This is a genomic window from Acetobacter pomorum (genome assembly GCF_002738225.1).
Lineage (GTDB): Bacteria > Pseudomonadota > Alphaproteobacteria > Acetobacterales > Acetobacteraceae > Acetobacter > Acetobacter pomorum.
The window spans coordinates 1-17,998 of the sequence record NZ_PEBQ01000157.1 but is presented as its reverse complement, the minus strand read 5'-3'; the positions used below and the strand labels follow the sequence as shown (position 1 = coordinate 17,998).

At 44.1% G+C, this 17,998-nt stretch carries 16 protein-coding genes; 7 read left to right on the top strand and 9 right to left on the bottom strand.

Features of this window, described 5'->3' with window-relative positions; translation table 11 throughout:
• The first annotated feature begins 108 nt into the window (after positions 1-108).
• Both CSR02_RS12670 and CSR02_RS16345 read left to right on the top strand, forming a co-directional pair.
• Complete coding sequence (locus CSR02_RS12670; RefSeq protein ID WP_208616834.1) at positions 109-4,332, top strand: autotransporter-associated beta strand repeat-containing protein; 4,224 nt, start codon at positions 109-111, stop codon at positions 4,330-4,332.
• Between the two features lie 34 nt (positions 4,333-4,366).
• Positions 4,367-4,576, top strand: a complete 210-nt coding sequence (locus tag CSR02_RS16345; RefSeq protein WP_143225585.1) for a hypothetical protein — start codon at positions 4,367-4,369, stop codon at positions 4,574-4,576.
• A 159-nt stretch (positions 4,577-4,735) separates the two neighbouring features.
• Here CSR02_RS16345 and CSR02_RS12665 read toward each other — a convergent pair whose 3' ends face one another.
• The 4 genes from CSR02_RS12665 to CSR02_RS12650 all read right to left on the bottom strand — a co-directional run bounded on the left by CSR02_RS12665 (position 4,736) and on the right by CSR02_RS12650 (position 6,894).
• A complete protein-coding gene (locus CSR02_RS12665) occupies positions 4,736-5,491 on the bottom strand; it encodes a nucleotidyl transferase AbiEii/AbiGii toxin family protein (RefSeq protein ID WP_099541891.1) in 756 nt (251 codons plus the stop codon).
• Positions 5,439-5,825 carry a hypothetical protein gene (locus CSR02_RS12660; RefSeq protein ID WP_099541890.1) on the bottom strand — a complete coding sequence of 129 codons (387 nt, stop codon included), beginning with the start codon at positions 5,823-5,825 and terminating at the stop codon, positions 5,439-5,441. Before CSR02_RS12660 ends, CSR02_RS12665 begins: the two co-directional genes overlap by 53 nt.
• A gap of 183 nt (positions 5,826-6,008) precedes the next feature.
• A complete protein-coding gene (locus tag CSR02_RS12655) occupies positions 6,009-6,377 on the bottom strand; it encodes a hypothetical protein (RefSeq protein ID WP_099541889.1) in 369 nt (122 codons plus the stop codon).
• Between the two features lie 178 nt (positions 6,378-6,555).
• Positions 6,556-6,894, bottom strand: a complete 339-nt coding sequence (locus CSR02_RS12650) for a hypothetical protein (RefSeq protein WP_099541888.1) — start codon at positions 6,892-6,894, stop codon at positions 6,556-6,558.
• Between the two features lie 241 nt (positions 6,895-7,135).
• Here CSR02_RS12650 and CSR02_RS12645 point away from each other — a divergent pair, with 241 nt between their 5' ends.
• Positions 7,136-8,344 (top strand): hypothetical protein, encoded by a 1,209-nt coding sequence (locus CSR02_RS12645; protein ID WP_143225584.1) that lies wholly within the window; start codon positions 7,136-7,138, stop codon positions 8,342-8,344.
• Positions 8,345-8,972: 628 nt separating this feature from the next.
• Here CSR02_RS12645 and CSR02_RS12640 read toward each other — a convergent pair.
• Complete coding sequence (locus CSR02_RS12640) at positions 8,973-9,338, bottom strand: radical SAM family protein (protein ID WP_099541886.1); 366 nt, start codon at positions 9,336-9,338, stop codon at positions 8,973-8,975.
• Between the two features lie 578 nt (positions 9,339-9,916).
• Between CSR02_RS12640 and CSR02_RS12635 the strand changes: the two genes are divergently transcribed.
• Positions 9,917-10,696, top strand: a complete 780-nt coding sequence (locus CSR02_RS12635; protein WP_143225583.1) for a hypothetical protein — start codon at positions 9,917-9,919, stop codon at positions 10,694-10,696.
• Between the two features lie 379 nt (positions 10,697-11,075).
• On the opposite strand, the gene CSR02_RS12630 is transcribed toward CSR02_RS12635, so the two are convergent.
• Positions 11,076-11,474, bottom strand: coding sequence for a hypothetical protein (locus tag CSR02_RS12630; RefSeq protein WP_099541884.1), 399 nt, complete (start codon positions 11,472-11,474; stop codon positions 11,076-11,078).
• A gap of 103 nt (positions 11,475-11,577) precedes the next feature.
• Positions 11,578-12,330 carry a hypothetical protein gene (locus CSR02_RS12625; protein ID WP_099541883.1) on the bottom strand — a complete coding sequence of 251 codons (753 nt, stop codon included), beginning with the start codon at positions 12,328-12,330 and terminating at the stop codon, positions 11,578-11,580.
• Positions 12,331-12,426: 96 nt separating this feature from the next.
• On the opposite strand from CSR02_RS12625, the gene CSR02_RS16340 reads away from it, so the two are divergent.
• Both CSR02_RS16340 and CSR02_RS12620 read left to right on the top strand, forming a co-directional pair.
• Positions 12,427-12,954: a hypothetical protein gene (locus tag CSR02_RS16340; protein ID WP_143225582.1), complete on the top strand. Its 528-nt coding sequence runs from the start codon at positions 12,427-12,429 to the stop codon at positions 12,952-12,954.
• Positions 12,955-13,177: 223 nt separating this feature from the next.
• Positions 13,178-13,711, top strand: a complete 534-nt coding sequence (locus CSR02_RS12620; RefSeq protein ID WP_143225581.1) for a hypothetical protein — start codon at positions 13,178-13,180, stop codon at positions 13,709-13,711.
• A gap of 211 nt (positions 13,712-13,922) precedes the next feature.
• On the opposite strand, the gene dpdA is transcribed toward CSR02_RS12620, so the two are convergent.
• A complete protein-coding gene (gene dpdA / locus CSR02_RS12615; protein WP_099541881.1) occupies positions 13,923-15,281 on the bottom strand; it encodes a tRNA-guanine transglycosylase DpdA in 1,359 nt (452 codons plus the stop codon).
• A gap of 12 nt (positions 15,282-15,293) precedes the next feature.
• Positions 15,294-16,040 (bottom strand): hypothetical protein, encoded by a 747-nt coding sequence (locus CSR02_RS12610; protein ID WP_099541880.1) that lies wholly within the window; start codon positions 16,038-16,040, stop codon positions 15,294-15,296.
• A 373-nt stretch (positions 16,041-16,413) separates the two neighbouring features.
• Here CSR02_RS12610 and CSR02_RS12605 point away from each other — a divergent pair, with 373 nt between their 5' ends.
• The gene (locus tag CSR02_RS12605) at positions 16,414-17,067 is read left to right on the top strand and encodes a hypothetical protein (protein ID WP_099541879.1); all 654 of its coding nucleotides are present in this window, start codon (positions 16,414-16,416) and stop codon (positions 17,065-17,067) included.
• Positions 17,068-17,998: the final 931 nt, after the last annotated feature.

Genomic DNA, 17,998 nt, shown 5'->3' with positions numbered 1-17,998 from the left:
ATTGATGGTGGTTTGACGCTGGAAAGTGGCTCAACCACGGACTTTGACCTTGGCCAGGCCGGAACCGAAGGCGGTGCTCAGAACGATCTGATTAAGGTCGGAGGGGATTTGACACTCGGCGGAACGATTGATGTTACCGCTGATCCCACCTCCGGCACTACACTCTCAGAAGGCGTATACCGTCTCTTTGACTACGCCGACTCCCTCAGCGGAGAGGCAAGTATAAATGGTTCTCTTCCTATCGCCGCGGGAGATGCTGCAGCCCTTCAGACTTCTGTAAATGGTCAAGTCAATCTGGTAGTGGCCAACATGTCTACTGAAATCTGGAATGGTTCTATTGATACCCCTCCATCAGGAACCCTCACGGGTGGGGATGGCGTGTGGAAGGGTGGCGTTACTAACTGGACAAATATCGATGCCGATGTTTCTGGTGCTTGGAACCCTGGAAGTACTGCGATTTTTGAAGCTCAAGCAGGACGTGTCTCCATCGATGACAAATCAGGGAATGTAAGCGTCGGGGCGATGGATTTCGCCAACTCGGACGGGCAGTCCTACATAATTAGTGGAGATACTCTCTATGCTGCAGGGCAATCTCTGAAGGTGAATGTGGGAGACGGCGCAACATCTGGTTCATCTATTACCGCAGAAATAGACAGTTCCATCAGCGATGCTAATGTGGTCGGTGGCTCTAAACTTGTGAAGGATGGTCTTGGGACATTGGTTCTGGGCGGTGATAACACTTTAACCGATGGCATTGATATTGAGGGCGGAAGTCTCGATATCAAGAATGCTAAAAGCACCGGTAAAGGCGCCATTACGGATAACGCTGCGCTGAATATTGATCTTGCGGGTGATGGACAGATCGGGAACGATATTACCGGGGCAGGCACAGTTAGAAAGAGTGGCTCAAATACGGTCGTCCTTTCTGGTGAGAATAATTATTCTGGAGGAACCGATATCGAAGCTGGCACCCTGAAAGGATCCGTTGGGAACTTCGGCAGTGGTACAATCACGGATAATGCTACTCTCGATATTGACCAATCTTCTGATGCTTCGTTGGCCAACAAGATCTCAGGCACTGGTGATGTAATCAAGGAAGGAGCCGGAGATCTCACACTATCCGGTGTAAACAGTTATTCTGGTTCTACTGTCATTAAATCAGGTGTTCTGACGGCTTCAGTTGGGGCAATGGGATCTGGCGAAATTGTAGATGACGCTACTCTTAACGTTGATCAGAATGTGACTGGCGTTCTTTCCAATGAATTGTCTGGCAACGGCACACTGATCAAATCAGGTGATGGTGTTCTGCAACTTACTGGAGAGAATTCTCTCTCTGGTGAAATTGATATTCACTCTGGAACTCTTGAACTTGACACAAAATCCTCAGGGCAGGCTGAGATAGAGGATCAGGCGACCTTGGCCTTGAATCAGGCTGATGACGGTATCCTTGGGAATGCAATTTCAGGTTCAGGTGGAATTGTTAAAGAAGGCGCGGGGAGTGTTACGCTCGCCGGTAATAACTCCTTTACTGGTGGAATTGATATTGAAGCTGGAGATATTACCACAGGTGTCAATAACCTAGGGACAGGCAAGGTCTTGGATAATGCCACGCTAACCTTGAGCCAATCTAAGAATGGTGAACTGAAGAACGTCATCTCTGGTAAGGGTAAAGTGGTTAAAGCAGGATCAAATACTTTAACTCTTACGTCTCAAAACACATGGACGGGTGGCACTGATATTCAGAGCGGAACGCTGTCTGGCAACACATCATCATTTGGTTCGGGATCTATTGAGGATGATGCTTCTTTAGAGGTCACCGCAAATGGTGATCCCACATTCTCCAACACTGTGTCTGGCTCAGGCGATGTGGAATACAACATCACAGGTGATGACACTCTAAATGTCACATCAATCAACAGCTATTCAGGTGGGACAGATATTGAAGGTGGGACGGTAAAAGGGGATGCAGGATCATTCGGATCTGGCCAAATCGTGGATAATGGAACTCTGGAAATAGACCAGACGTCCAATTCCTCTATGGCTAATAATATCAGTGGGTCAGGTGAACTTGTGAAAGACGGGCCGGGCGATCTGACCCTCACGGGCACCAACACTTATTCTGGTGGAACTGATATTGAAGCCGGGACATTAACAGCCGGCACGCAAAACCTTGGTACAGGTGATATCACCAATAATGCTACACTCGACCTGAAGCAGGATTATAACGGCACACTTTCTGGCCAGATTAGCGGGGCTGGCACAGTGATCAAAGAAGGCATCGGTGACGTCACACTCCAGGACACTAACACCTATACTGGTGGTACTGACGTAATCGCGGGCACATTAACTGGAACGATAACGAGTTTCGGAACTGGGAAGATCATTGTTGCAGAGGGTGCAAAAGTTAATATCGACCAAAAAGATGATCCTGTAATGAGTAATGATATCAGCGGCGCCGGTGTCATAGAAAAGAGTGATACAGGGACTGTCATCATGAGTGGCAAGGACACGCATACTGGTGGCACTATTGTTACGGGTGGTACCCTGGTGACAGATGCGAGTAACCTGGCAGGCGGTAATGTTGTGAACAATGCCAAACTCGTTATCAATCAAAGTTCAAGTGCCACATTGGCAAGCCAGATCACTGGGTCTGGAAGTCTTGTCAAAGAAGGAGCTGGAACGCTCGATATCACTGGCGATACCTCTGGCATGACAGGCACTACCAAGGTTTTGGGAGGAACATTAAATATTGAAACCAATGCTTCCAATAGTGACGTCACAACAGTTTCTGGATCTACTCTTGCAGGTCAAGGTTCTGTAGGGGACACGACAATCCAGAATGGCGCCACACTTTCTCCGGCAGGTAATTCCATCGGCACCCTTCATGTCGCAGGAAACCTTGTTCTTGCAAATGGTTCGGAGATGGTAAGCACAACAGATGGCAAAGCTACAGATCTGGTGGATGTTAAAGGGAATGCCATTGTATCTGGGGCTGCAGAGATGTTGACCAATTCCTCTCAGAATAAAAATCTTCCATATGGCCAGACGTTTACAATTCTGCATGCTAATGGAGGCGTGACAGGCCGATTTGGATCTTTCACTACAAATCTTGAAAGTGCTTATCCGTTCCTAACCCCAGGATTAATCTATACATCTAATGACGTTGATGTATCTCTTGTCCGGGATACCGAAGTTCCATTTTCAAGTTTCGCACAGACGCGCAGCCAGAAGGCCGTTGCGGCATCACTTGATGAAACGAGCCTGAATAATTCCATCGTTCAGCAGATTGAGCAGCAGAGTGCTCCTCAGGCCAGACAGTCTTATGATTCGCTTTCAGGTGAAATCAGAGCATCTGTCAAAACGGATCTCATCCAGGATACGCAACTCATCAGGAATGCAGCATTTAACCGTATGGCATCGGCTGAGTGCGACATGTCAGTTGGCAATATCAGCACGGCGGATCCGAAGAGTGGACAGAAAATGCAGGGTGGTGCCTGTGACACGGGTATGGTTTTGTGGGGAGAAGGATTTGGTGACCATGGCCATAATGGAGGGAGTGGCGGATCCGCTGACATGAAGCATTCGGCCGCCGGTTTTATTATGGGACTGGATGCTCCGATCAATAATACGAATATCAGAGTAGGTGGCTTGGTTAGCTATAGCCATGACCGTTTCAGTGTTAAAGACGGCCGATCCTCATATGGGAGCGCAAACAATCTGACAGTCGGAGGGTATACCAGCACACACTGGGAACGTCTGATGCTTCGGGCTGGCGCCACGTACACTTGGAATATGGTTAATACCAATCGCAATGTGTCAGTTGGCTCTATTCATGAGCGTGACAGTGGCCATAGTCTCGGAGGAACTGCTCAGGCATTCGCTGAACTCGGTTATCGTTTTGATGTTGGGGACTATGCAGTAGAGCCTTTTGGCCAGATCGCGTACGTCAATCAGGACTTTATGGGATCTCGTGAACATGGTGGCAGCGCAGCCCTGAAGACGCATGGATCTGATACCGGTGTGACGTTTGCTACATTTGGTGCACGTGCCAGTCATACTTTCCGCTTGAAGGGTATTGATCTGAATGCCTTTGGCTCTGCCAGCTATAGGCATGCTTTCGGAGGGCTCACTCCAACCGCCAGACAGGTGTATGCTGGAGGAACGGATATGGATGTTGCTGGGACACCACTAGCAGCCAACAGTGCGGTTGTTGAAGCAGGGGTCTCTTACAAGGTCGGTAAGAACATTGATGTAGGCCTTTCATATACAGGCCAATTTGGTCAAAAATACCGTGATAATGCCATCAATGGCCACGTCAGGGTGCAATGGTAACCTGAAAATAAAACATGATTGTCGCGAGGAGCGCATGGATCAAAAAATTGCCCCCTTGATTTTGCCAGTAAAAGAAGCCGCGGCACGTGATGCCAATGTTAGAGCGGTGGTTAACCGCTTACACTCAGGAGAATGCGTGCCGGTTTCTCCTTGTGATTCCATGTTTACACCATGGTCTAAAGAGGAGAAAGCAGATCTTCACTCAACACTTCAGAGGATATTTCCTGAAAAGTTCAGGTCTTAACATTTTAAAGCTATATGGGCGATCTTGTTGAATATTCTTTCTATATCTGAATAAAACCTAAAATTGTTCAGTGAAGTGGGGAGACAATGCTGAAGCAGGTGAGCATGAGGATTGCTAGTCCTATTTTAAATTGAGTTCAGACCTTACTCTGATGTTAAATCAAAGGGGAGGGGAGCCGAAATTGTTCTGAGGTGGGGTCATGCGGCTTCTCAGTTCCCCGACACCATTAAGGCAAATGTCTATGCCCTCATTCCCGAGAAGGTGCTCAAACCCAGGCGTTGGGGTGATGATCCCCGGAGCATTGGAAACATAGGATTCTTTCATGAGTTCCAAACGTTGTATGAGTTGATCAATAGTATCAGGCTGCCCATTAAATATATCGAGAGCAGCATTAAGAACGTTTGGGTCATATGAAAAACCAGCAGCGAGATCGAAAGCGTCTCGATACTTAAAATTCTCTCCTCTTAACATGATTTTGCGTGTGAGGATCTCGCACGGCACTTCTACGTCTATCATCCTCCCACCATTATTTGGTGCAGAGCCAATTGGTCCTGTATGCGTTAATATTGTAGCGAGTGAAACCTTCTGAGTCGGGTTGTCAATTAGGTTATGAGGGGTAAGAAAATCAATCTCTCCGCCTTCCAACTCAAGCTTCAGGTAGTAACCTGGGAATTGAGATGATCCAGTTTCCCCCAAAACACGTCTGGTTTCCGCGCAGAAACTCCTCGTAAGGCCTTTTAATGCTCCACGAGTAAAGATGTCGATGTCATAGCTAATGCGATGATCTAACCAAAGTGCGAGGGCTGTGCCGCCTCCGAAAGTCCACTCTGTATGACCTGCTGCATCAAGTATGCTGATAGCATCAGGCAGAAGCTCGTGCCATCTCGAACCCGGCCATCTCTTCGATCCACTCACCGTTTGCTGTCCTTGTTAGATCGTTACCCAATACGTGTCGGATTTTATATTGTGCATCATTGAGCTCCCGGTAGCTGAACACTGTTCTGGAGACAATATTCGCTATGGTACGTGACGGAACTTCCTCTATGAAAGAGGCCACTTTCAGTGCAGCGTTCAGGTCAAAATTGTCAGAATAGACAATCTGAACAAGGTGATTAACGAATTCTTCTAGGGTTGTTTCAATCGGATGAGGGGCATTTACAGTTTTAAGAGCGGCTTTAAGCCAATAACGGCCCTGCGGGTCATCAAGGCGTGCATTTCGAAAACTGGAAAATACTGATGGTGAAGTCATCGATAATGCCCTCCTCTTAGATAAATTATGATACACAGAATACATTATGCATTATATATCACGACATAAATCAATCAGGAAAACAATTTTCAGTCCCTGTTCTTTGCGACCTGCCGAGTGCGACAAAGAACAGTTAGCGAGACAGAGAATGATGGTGAATAATCGGCCTTAAACCTTAAATCATCAAGGGGAAGGCTGATCCTGGGGCAGGTCATTTGAATGATTACGGTCTGGCACTTCTAAGCCCATAATATCTCTCAGATATTCCCTAACTGTCATCGTTTTGGTGGAGATTATTTCACCGACTTCAGAGAGGTCTTGGGCTTGATCTCTGGCAGTTGTTTCATCGAACGTAACACCATGGCACGTTGTCCTCCCAGTATCAGGGCACTTTAAGAGCCAATAGACAATTTCATTGTCAAATATCTCTGGAGCAGCCGAAATCAAATCGACATCTTCTTGGGTGAGATCCTTCTGATCCATCGCATCTTTCAGCGATATTTCAGTGAAAGGAGTGTTGTCAAAAGGATCGTAGAATTCTGTTTCGGGCATTTGTGAGGAACCTTCTCTGTTGCGCAGTTGTTATACCAACCGTTGATTGCTCGAACTCATAAGGGGATATGGGTATTCCTGCCAACGCAGAGAACCAATAGGTTCGCGTTATTGACATAGGTTTCAGCAAACAGCGGTTGGTATTATATGTTTGAGTAGTGTGGACGATGGCAGCCTTTTAGGCCGAAGGGGCGTTCGGATCCGGTAAATCATCTACAGACTGGTCGGGTTCGTATTCAGGAAAGCTCTCAATTATCAGATCACGTATTGCCGGATCGGAAGCCTCAAAGACGGCGAAATCATCACTGGTCATGATCGATCGCACATCGCCCCTCTTGAAGGCTTCTTCTGACTCAGCAGCGAACTTGTCGATAGCGTTCTGGGCATCTTCTCGTGACGTGAAAAGCCAAGGCTGCCTTTTGTCGTCATGAGTTGTTTCTGTCCATACGCCCACAATTTCATCGTTGCATGCCAACGTGCCAACTACGAATTCATTTTTATCATCATTCGTGGCCATTTTTTCCCTCTGTTTAATGTTGGAAGATCAGTGGTCCGAGGATGTTCTGCCTCAGGTACGCAAGGCACAATAAAAATGAACATAAGTATATTAAGGCCTGTCATGATCAGGGTAACGCGAATGCGTGTTTTGCATCGAAAAGTGTTAAAATGTGTTAAAATTCAGCTTCATCGGGATAAGGTAATCCCTGAGTGATCCCTGAGTGTGCTTTCTATATTCCACCGGCCTGGAGGCAATGGTTATGAAATTACAGGATTTCAAAAAAAAATACGCCAAGTCATTCAAGCGTGAAGGGGATATAAAGCTGTCAGCTATGTGGAGCGAACCCAGTCTGATCAGTCTAGAAGATGAGAAAGAATTGCCAGAGGGCTTACATGCCAAGGCCAAATTGATAGGCGTGTCACCTTATGGCTATCGCACTTTGCAAGGGGGGGTATTGTTAATTGAAGGTATGGAGAAATTACAATCAGTACCAGATGGCACTAAAGCGGATGATAGCTGCTTTATAGTAAATTGCAGGAACGTTCGCGATCTGCCTTCATCTATAAATCCATTTAGACAGTATGAGATTGAGAACTGTCCTGCATTAGAAAATTTGCCAGCTATTTCATTTGATGCTGCCTATATGAATATCATTCACTGCGATAGCTTTAAGGCTCTAGGATCTGGGACGCAGTTTAAAGGCAATCTCTTAATAAAGGATTGCCCTTCTTTTTCTCAAATTTCCCATGGTGTCGAGATAGAGGGGAATTTCACAGTCTCTAGTTGTGATGACCTTCAAAAGATACCTGATGGCCTGAAAGCAAAAAGCCTTCATATAGCTCAGTGTTCCAATTTAACTTCCTTGCCGATTGATCTTGGGAAAAATGTTGCTGATTATGTTATAATCGAATACTGTCCAAAACTTGAGGAAATGCCTAGTGCTGGAGATTGGACGCTTCTCAATTTGGAGGGATGCACCGGACTTAAAAGGCTTCCAACAGATATCAAGGTGAGGAACACGTCTGCAGGTCGCGTTGACCTTACAGGATGCACTTCCTTGAAAGAAATAAAATCTAATATCTCTGCGCCTTTAATAACTTTTGAAGGGTGTACTAATCTTGTGGAGATATCCGGGAAAATTTCCACAGAAGAGTTAATTGCCAAGGATTGCAAGAAACTTGAAATTCTTCCTGATGGACTGACCGTTGGTTCACTTCTACTGAATGGATGTTCAAGTCTTGTGACATTGCCAGGCGGAATGAATATCGCCGGAAAACTGGATTTGCGCGGTTCTTCTGTCAGGGAGTTGCCCCGAGATTTGAACGTCGGCTGGATCATGGATCTAAGGACACAGGATGGTATTAAGATCCCACAGGAAGTTCTTGATAGGCACGAAGGTAGAATTGTCTTCCCTCCGTCCTATGAAGTGTTACCCACATTGGGTGCCTCTGAACCAGTGCCGCATTGATTGCGCGGAGTAATCTCTCTTTTTATACGATACATGCGTTAATTATACTTTATAAACAGTACGTTATTTAACGTTATTAAATTACATTTTTAAGTTGTTTAGGAGGGTTTATAGATTAGCCAGCCCCTCGTGGGGCTGGATTTTGAACTGAGTTGCTGCGGTTCCAAGCCTTTCTTGAAGCAATTCAGAGAACACAAATCCTGCGTTATTTTCTTCATTAAGGCGCTTTCCAAACCTCCGGATCAAAGATCCATCTGTAGCTATTGATCGTACTATTCCATGGTGAAGGATGGTTTGGCGCCCCTTAATAATTAATGCCAGCTATAAATGGTTTCATCTTGCTGAAGGGCTGAGGCGTTCGTTTTGCAGCATCGTATAGAATTCGGATAGGATGGTGAATTGCCCCGTTCGTTCCCCAGTTTTCCAAATCAAGGAGGCCTCCGCTGATTGGCCTCTCTGACTCTGGTAGTGACAAAAGGGATGACCCCCTCAACTTGCGTGAAAATGTTGTTCATAGCCTCAAATGACAATCCTTAGGAGCCCCATACGACTAGGTGGGGCTGGCACCTCTATTTGGAGAGTAAAGGGTGCGGACAATTCACCTAAGACTGGCGTGTATTAACTCGGGCTATAAATTCCCTTTTTTCTTCAGCTCAGATTTAAGGTGCGCAATTTCTTTTTTTGCTTCTCGCAACTCCTTGGCCGTTTTGATTTTTTCGTCAACAGACTTAGTAAGCTGAGAGTGCAGTTGACCTATATAATTCCGGAATTTCCTTACATCATCAGCATACTCCGTAGTGTCATTGGTGTCTTTAGTATCTATAATGGGCGTGCCTACTTCACGAAGAATTTGTATGAAATCCCACATAGCCGCCTTCGGTAATGTAGGGTCTCCCCCACTGCATATGACCTTATAGGCATTTTGTAGGATATTCTGAGGTATTGGCAGTTCGACTATATACTTTTTAGGGGGTGTAGATTTCTTAATAAGCATCAGGAACCCATTATGATTTGAAAGTGATTTCAAAAGGTGTCGGTTATGACTAGATTTAAGTGGATCTGAATCAAATTATATCATTCAAATAGCCTATTGGAAAGTCTTCTGCCTTTTTAGAATTGGCCTTTAATCCAAAAAGTCCTTATTAAACCTTAAATAGCCTTCTATTGCGTCATCTCAAAAAAAAGAGGTATGCGGTTTGTGCTTTGATAGTGATGATTATCCTGGAAGGGATAATGAATTCCATAGGTTGGTAAAACGATCATATTTTCGCTTTTTTTCCAGGCTCAAGAAAATTTTCTGCATGCGTTAGCGTTGAAGGTATAATGGGAATGACATCCAGACTATGTTTTTCCATATGCCTCTCTTGTGTTTGGTGAAAAGCGTGAAGTTATCTTTTTCCAATTAAGTTAACCAATACAATAGATATGTTAAAAATTGGAAGTTTTTTTAACATATCTTGTTCAATGGGACGCATTCAGCTTCGTTGATGCAGGTAAACGCTGTGAAGATTGGTTGGTTGAGACGAAAGATGTAGAAGCTATAGTATTCTCAGCCAATTCGGACATTTCACTATGAGTTCTCCAGCAAATATATCACCGTCATTTCCGCACCATGGCCCGCTATCATGTAGAAGGTGCTTTACTAACATTGTCGGAGATGAGCTCGATATCGAAGCATGGCGCGTTGTAAATGATCCGGGCGCATGGGGATCATCGAACCCCGAGGTATTGGTTTTGGGGTTTTCAAAGGGATTTACCCAGGCAAATGCATTCAAGATGGGGAAGTTTGAAGATGTGCCATTTAAAAAGGCGCGTGGACGGCTCAGGTCTATTCTTTGCCGGATAGGGTTGTTAGATCAGGCCGAAACCGATGAAGAGTTTGATAAGCGGTTTGAGGCAACTGAAAGGGATTTCGCTTTTGGATCCCTTGTGAGATGCAGCCTTTCTAGAATGAACAGTAAAACCGGACGTTACGAATGTACCGGTCAGGTGATGACAAAAGCATTTTCTGAGCCCGTTTCAACTGTCGTCCGCTGTTGCGCGCGAACATATCTATCCACTTTGCCCGCGAAATTACAGGTGATTATCTTGTTAGGGACGGCTGCCGGATACATCAAAGACTGCAAAAAATTGATCCGCTCCATCCATCCGAGATCGTTTGTGGAAGTTAATGATGTCGCCTATTGGGCTGCTGGAGTTAAATGGGTACATGTAACCCATCCCAGTGGAATGAATGGATATTATGGGAAGTGGATGAGCGCCGACAAAACTGATGCTTCAGGCGCTAAGCGAGAAGATGCAATTTACGCTTTATCTTTGAAGTCTCCTCCTAAGGGAGAGCGATTGGGCTAATTAACCCGACTTGCTTGTTTATTAGCTATTACGGGAAAGGGGGCTTTTCCAAGGCACCGAAAACCCTGCCTGGTAGGGCAGAGCGCTGGGATAGAATGGTAATATGCAGATGTCATTCCATGCTGTTTTTATCAGATGCGCCGTAAAGCCTCGTCCTTCAGGCTGGATTTTCGGGGCACCGGGCACTTCTCTTTGCTGCCTCATAAAGAGCAATCGGGAAAGGCGCTTTGCTTCGCACTAGGTCGATCATTGCTGCAAGGGCATCGTCAGGGTCAATGTTCCTGGCTACTGCGTTTGACCATCGTCTTGTATTTTTTTTACCTCTTTTTCGATGATACAGCAATTTTTAAGGGTTCTTTTTGTAAGTCTTTTCATGCTTTTACCGTTTAAAGTAAAGGTCCTTTGGAGGTGCCCACATATCAATCAGGTAGCCCATCCCAGCGACTTTATGCTGATGCTTGGGTTGGAAGCTCATTCTTATTGCATCTATGACTTTCTTGAAACGTATCACAGGATCGTGCTCTTCGCCTGTAGCATACACGTGGTCGGAGGGGGGTACTGCGAGATCAATAGATGTGTTATGAAGATCTGGGAAAATTTTTGCAGCTAAATCCCATCCACCGACGCATAAAACTTCTGCGATTTTGGCGCCTCGTGCTATCCCATCTTTGTAATCTGGTGGAATTTCTTCCCAATCAGGAAGGAAAGTTATATCGCCAAAAGCTACAAAAACTTCTGCAATGTCTGGAGGAAAGGGAGGTAAATCGTTAATTTTCATGATGGATAAACTCGGTTAAGTGTAGTTGGATATATTATGACACATTCTTCCAGATCTGATGGTCGGTTTTCGTGGGTTTTTTGATAAATAACTAACCTATATTTCAAAACCTATATCCTACACCTATCATCAGTACAGGATAAACAGGCAGCTTCCTGTCCATATAATTATGGATTTTTCTATCAGCTATGGTTTTAAGCTTTGAATAAGCTTTTGGAAACTCATTCATCATGCCCCCTGGGGATGTGTGGATATCGGCATCATCATGGAACATGGCGCCTGCATCCATATTTATATGGAAACCACCCCAGACTGGAGTGTTGAATCCTAATCCCACATAAGGCTCTGCTATGGCATAATGTGCTTTGACCCCAACATATCCAGCATTAGGGATATCAAAAGGCGAAGTAAACCTGCCTCCTATCGTTGTAGTTCCTTGGGCATGTCCTACTCCTTTTCCAGAAATTGAACTCCCAGAAAATATCACCCCGCTCGTAAGTCTAAATGCGGAATTTCTCCATGGATAGTAATCACCCAAGATGCTGCCATTGATAAGGCGAGCTCGGCCTCCATAAGTAGCATTTACGATGCCGTGCTCAGCATAATTAACCCCTGATGCGCTGAAGGATGCCTGCTCATGTTTCACATCGCTAAGTGAAACATTGTAATAATCAAAATCGCCACGAACGCCCCAATGACTATTTTGTCTATGGTATTCAATCTCAGGGCCTACGCCGAGCGTTCCTGCTCTTGCAGAGATTAGAAAGGGGGACGATTTCTCTCCAGCTTCTGCTGGTTTTGTATTCAGTGAAGCACAAATGGTGAAGCCACAAAGGAGGTGGAAGATTCGGCGCAATTGAAATAGCCTTATTGCAGATATGACCAAAGGTCTATTACAAAGATCTAAGCCTTACGTCCAATATTATTTTTTCTTAAATGGCCTTTTAAAACTATGTCTTCATCTAGCCTTCGATATGACCCTCGCGCAGTTGCCAATTTAATCCTTGATATGTTTATGCACTATCATCCTGGATCTCCAATTGATAAGGCTAAACTGCAGTCTTTGTTATTTTTGGTTAACGCGAGGCACCTTTCTTTGTATAAGGGGCATTCACCATTAAAAGGGGCTTTCGAAGCTACACCTAAAGGACCTATACAACCATCTGTTGCCAAGTCTTTTTCAAATACTATTGGGTATATCTACACTTATCGGGCGCGTGGAATTTCTCTAACGACAGGTTCACATTATGACCTGGATCTTCCTTCTGACGATAAGCTTAACGACGTTATAAAGCATGTGTTATCTCACGCCGGCGCTCTATCACATGAGCAACTTCAAGCTATGTTATGCGCAAAAGGCGGTCCATGGCATTACATAATATGCAAAATAAAAAACAGGGAAGTTGTTACATCCCAAATTAGAGATGATGTTATTGTAAATCATTACAACAAAATGATTATTGGTTTAATTCTAAAATAGTGAAATTTGTCCTGCATCGCTCTATCTTTTTTATAGTATACACGAAAGTATAGGGGATCAGATCATAGAATTCTTATTCCGCACGATTTTTTATTATTTGGAAAGTCATCCCTGCATAAGAGGTTATTATCTAATGATATTGGTGCATATATTGATCCAGATCGCAAATGATGACATATATGTTTTCGCGTGAAAATTTTAGAAAATACTAATGGAGTGCATTATGACATTAAGAAGTTACATTTGTTGCTTTTCAGTTATTTTACTATTTTCTCAAACCAACGTAGTTAATGCCAAGCCGACTGCAAAAGAGTTAATGTCTTCAATAAAAAATGACATTACAAAATCAATATCTTCTGTTGAATCTATATGTGGATCATTTGATCGTCCACTCGTTAAAGATAAGGATTGTAAAACAACATTAGATATACAAAATACCATTTTGGGAGTATGTGAAGCAGTTCAGGGTAGTTTAAATGATGAATATCAAAACCTCTACGATGTAAAACTAAATATTGGTGAGATTAGTGATTACGAGTATGAAAACCTATTAAATCAATTAGAGTTAGAGGAGAATACTAAAATTTCAACTATAAAAAACAAAATAGGAGATGGTCTTATTTCAGTTGGTTGTCTAAGTGAGGCAAAAAATATGTATATGAACGTAATTGATACTTATACAGGAAGCGCTTATTCAGCTATTAGACAACACTCTCAGATAAAAATAGATGATATTAGAGAAATGGAGAAAAAATAATAGCATCTCTTGTTGTGTTATCTAGGGCCTGTTAGATCTTGAATTTCTTCCCATATTGTAGGGATAGAAGAGGGAAACAGAACAGGCCGATAACATAGAGCATAAGTCGCCGCAGATTATGGAGTTCCCCGGCAAGCCATTTACCGGCGGGCCAAGAACATGAGGCAGGGTCCCTTCAGAGAAGATTATTAGTCTCTTCAGCGGGCATGCATTAGAAAGGCGTGAAATCAAAAGACTGCTGTCTCTCTTTCGCCGCTGCAGGTGGTGTGGTGTCGGTAACTGGTATCGCTTTTGGTCTGAGTTCTAGATCATTGAGATGTTGTGCGTAAACGCCGATATTATGAAATCCGCGGCTTTTATTGCGCGTATTTCCTCTGAACATCATAACTTCAACGCCAGCTCCCGTACATGCCTTACACGAGCACCTGTCCCAGGGCCTATGGGATAAAGTTTTTATGTACTTGTCCTTCAAGTCCTGCATCTTGGGACTCAGTGTTCCGCCATTATAAAGCTCACCATCCACGAAAGCGGCATTGTACGCAATTATAGGGTCTAAGGTCGAACTAAGTGGCCTGATTCCAGCGTCATATTGACGGAGAGAAGAAAGTGCGTCAGCTTCAAGTTTGACAAGGTCTTCTGCCTTAAACACTCCCATCTTCACAAATTTTTTTAGTCTCGGGTTTTCGAGAGCCTGAGGTATTCTGATCGCTGTATAGTAATCTAGTTTACCGTCACCTGTGGGCATATAGTAATTTTTGGTTGCATCTTTAAATGACCGGAGAAGAGGGGACGTGGTGTCAAAACTTTCAATTCCATAACCTTTGAAATACTGGATTTCATCTGCCTTAGCAAAACCCAATACATGCAATTTAATCCAGGAGGGTATCTTAGATCTAACTGCTTCTATGCTTTTTTGTATTTGTGAGGAATTTAGAGGCGCCATGCCGCCAAGTGCGAGATATTTATACCCTTGACCAACGAGGCAGCGAGCTGCTTCAGCCATGCTGTCAGGTGACCAACCTTGGATGGCTCCTATGGGAACGACACTAGAACCTATCTCCCTGTTAGCTCGCAGGAAGATATCCGCATTTTCAAGAGTAATCTCGAACCTTCTCTTGGCTTCAGCAGTTCCCCCAGACATTCCGCTCAGCTTATCATCGAAATCAAAGATGATATGATCAACTGAACACCCATGCGTGAATTTGCATTCTGCGTAGAATTCGGCCATTTCTTCTGGGGTAAATGGGGGTTCGTCCTCTTTGGCATAGCTAAAGGCGCCACAGTCGCCGAAAATTTCAATATTCTTAAATTCAGGACTATCTAACCTTAAAAATTTACGAGCACCTACAAGTTCAAATCGTCTTGCTTGGCCGATTGTGTATGAGCCTTTTATCCTATGATCCCCAACTGTAGCTTTGGAAACTAGCACCCCATCGTAAGGGGCATAACCAAGGAGCTCATGAGGCAGCAAGTCATCCCAGTAGGGCTGGCGTTCGGGTGAACCGCTCTCCTTTAGAAAATTGAAAGTGGGATCAACCCCATCCAGACTGTCTGAGTATATAAACTTCATGATAGGGGTAACTCACAGACAAGGGCCTGAGTAATCATTGTCCCGCAACCCATCGAGAAGCGGAAGCTCATCATCATAACTCTGATCCAAGAGTGACGGCTCTTGAGGCTTGTATGGCTTTTCAATCAGGCGATCCAAGCTTTGGTTGATTTGTCTGGTTTGGAGTGCCTTATTCTCACCCTCTAATGGCATGATTTCAGAAGCAAAGTGCTGAAGGGCACGTGAAGCGAAATCGCTCATTGTACCTCGGTAAGAGCTTAGCGGGCTGTCCAGCCTCTTGTCATAAGGCATCACGAAACGGTGCAAATCTGGGCGAATATCTTTAAGGGGCGCCCTGGTCAGTATTCGTAAGCGTTCTTTGACCTCGGCGGGAAGGGTGGCTAAGTCTTGACCGATCATGCGGAGGTAGCCGGCTGAAAGAGATACCAGAATTAAGCCATTATCGCCCCTAATTATATCGGTGAGGCTTTTCGAGACCGGAGATGCATATTGCATTGACCTCATCCACCCTTGCGGCGAAAATGAGTTATCGATGATCATCGGTTTTACGCTGTCATAGGATCCGGGAACGACTGTGCAGCCATAAGGTGGGATTTTTGTATCCTCTTTAATGATGCCAAGTCCTGACGAAACGACAGCCATATCTGCATTGAGTTTTTGAGCCGTATCTTTGGCGTAGACAAACCCTCTGCCGCCATAAAATTCGGAAGCAAGGTAGGTCTCACCTGAATAATTTTTCAGGCGATCCCCCCCATTCATTCGAGACTTCTGCCAAAGACCCCTTTTTGCATGATGCGATAGACATACTATGAGGCACAAAATAACGTTTCGTCTTTGAGCAGCTCGTAATAATTACCGTCATCCGTCATAACCTCTGTCATGAGAAAGCGTAATGGACAGAGAGAGGGGACTGTCCTTAATCCATCTCACCAGAAAGACTTGCAAGGGAGAACAATATCTTATTTCTGACCCATTTTTAAAGACGATCTTCAGAATAATTCATTCACCTAAAATCACACTCCTTTTGATTATACCTTGATAAAGAATAATTGGCTGGGCTAATTTAAAATTAAGCTTTTGGATGGGATAACCTCTCCAAGAGAAGAGGTTTAAAGCTTGGAAAGGTCATAAAGTGGGTTTGGATGATATATACAGAACACCAGGATCAAACGTTTATGATGTTGATTTTGAAATCAAACGTTTATCACTTCTATCCCGACCTACCCTTATCGGCCTTTTGAGTGATTACGGTCATGAGCCCGAAGAAGAAGATTTCCGTGCCTACAGCGAGGATGTGGCGCAGCAAATTACAAGTTTTCTCCCTAATCTTGCAGGTTTGTCGCATGATGACATCTGTACATATTTATCAGAGAATTCTCCAATAGAATACATTCTAGCGATTTTAAAGTCTGGAATTATAATAAATAATAAGTATGGATACGGAAGTATCGCTGCTCAATGCGAAAAAAATATAAGAATAATAAGAAATGAAATTTTCAATATTGATGGGATACCATTGGATTATTGGGGCAATATTCCTGATGTGAATGGAAATATGATTGGAGATGAATATTATCTTTATAATGGTGTTTTTTATCGTGCGTATCAAATGGCATCGGGGAGAACTAGAATAGCGCCAATTGATTGGTCAATGAATCTTGCGCAAGATAAATTTTTTTACGCTGTTAGAGATATGTTAGATAGATATAAAACAAATCCACAGCCGAAGAAAAATCGTCTATCTTTGTTTGAGAAAATACGTTTTCGCTACTTTTACAAAATATGACTTAGATATTTTTTGATCCTAACCCGCGCCATTAAAAGGGTCTTTTGAAGCTACACCACAAGGACCTATCCAACCATCGGTTGCCAAGTCTTTTTCAAAGACTATTGGGCATATCTACACTTATGCGGAATTGATTGATCGATTGAGGGGTTATATTCCTTAGAATAAACCCCTCCGCGTCATCTTCGCTGAGATGCTTTCAACATGACATCAGTAAGATGACGCTCCCATGCCGCATTATTGAGGAAAGGGACTGGCCTTTATCAGTTCACCAGTAATATTCATGAGGCCTTTTAGTCCCAGTATATGGGAAAACAGCGTCCTCAGGTGATACTCCACCGCGGACTATTGATTTAGCCACTCTTTTATCACGATGGCGCCCTGGTCTGATATCATATTCATGACTATACCAATTCGGACATTCTGGTGAATTCTTCCCACCGAAATGCTTGTGGTCAGGACGGTCAACAAGACGGTGATTTTTACCAAACTTTCGGCTGTGATGATAGGTGCGAGACATGGGATGGTTCATCCTCCATGACGCAAGGATTGATTTCCTGGCGTACCTACATCATTTCCTCCTCTCTCTGGGCATTTGCTCTGTTCGATATTTTAGATTGCTACAATCTCATTCATATAAGGTCAATGTCCCTTCAGGTCTGGTTTGGAGTGCCTTATTCTCACCCTGAGGCCAACGTGGCAGAAACTAAAGTAGATGTATGTCGTTAATCGCGTGACTGCTCTGAATGGTTAAAACTTAACATCTTCCTCTCCCTAAAGGACGAGGATTTCTCCGGTTAGACCGGGTATAGTTTTCGCTTCAACGCCTTCCCAATGGAAGGCTCCACGACAGGAGTGTTCCCCTGTGAAGAATCCTGCTTGAGGTTGTAAACGAACAGACAAAGACGCTTGGTTATCACGACTAAATCTG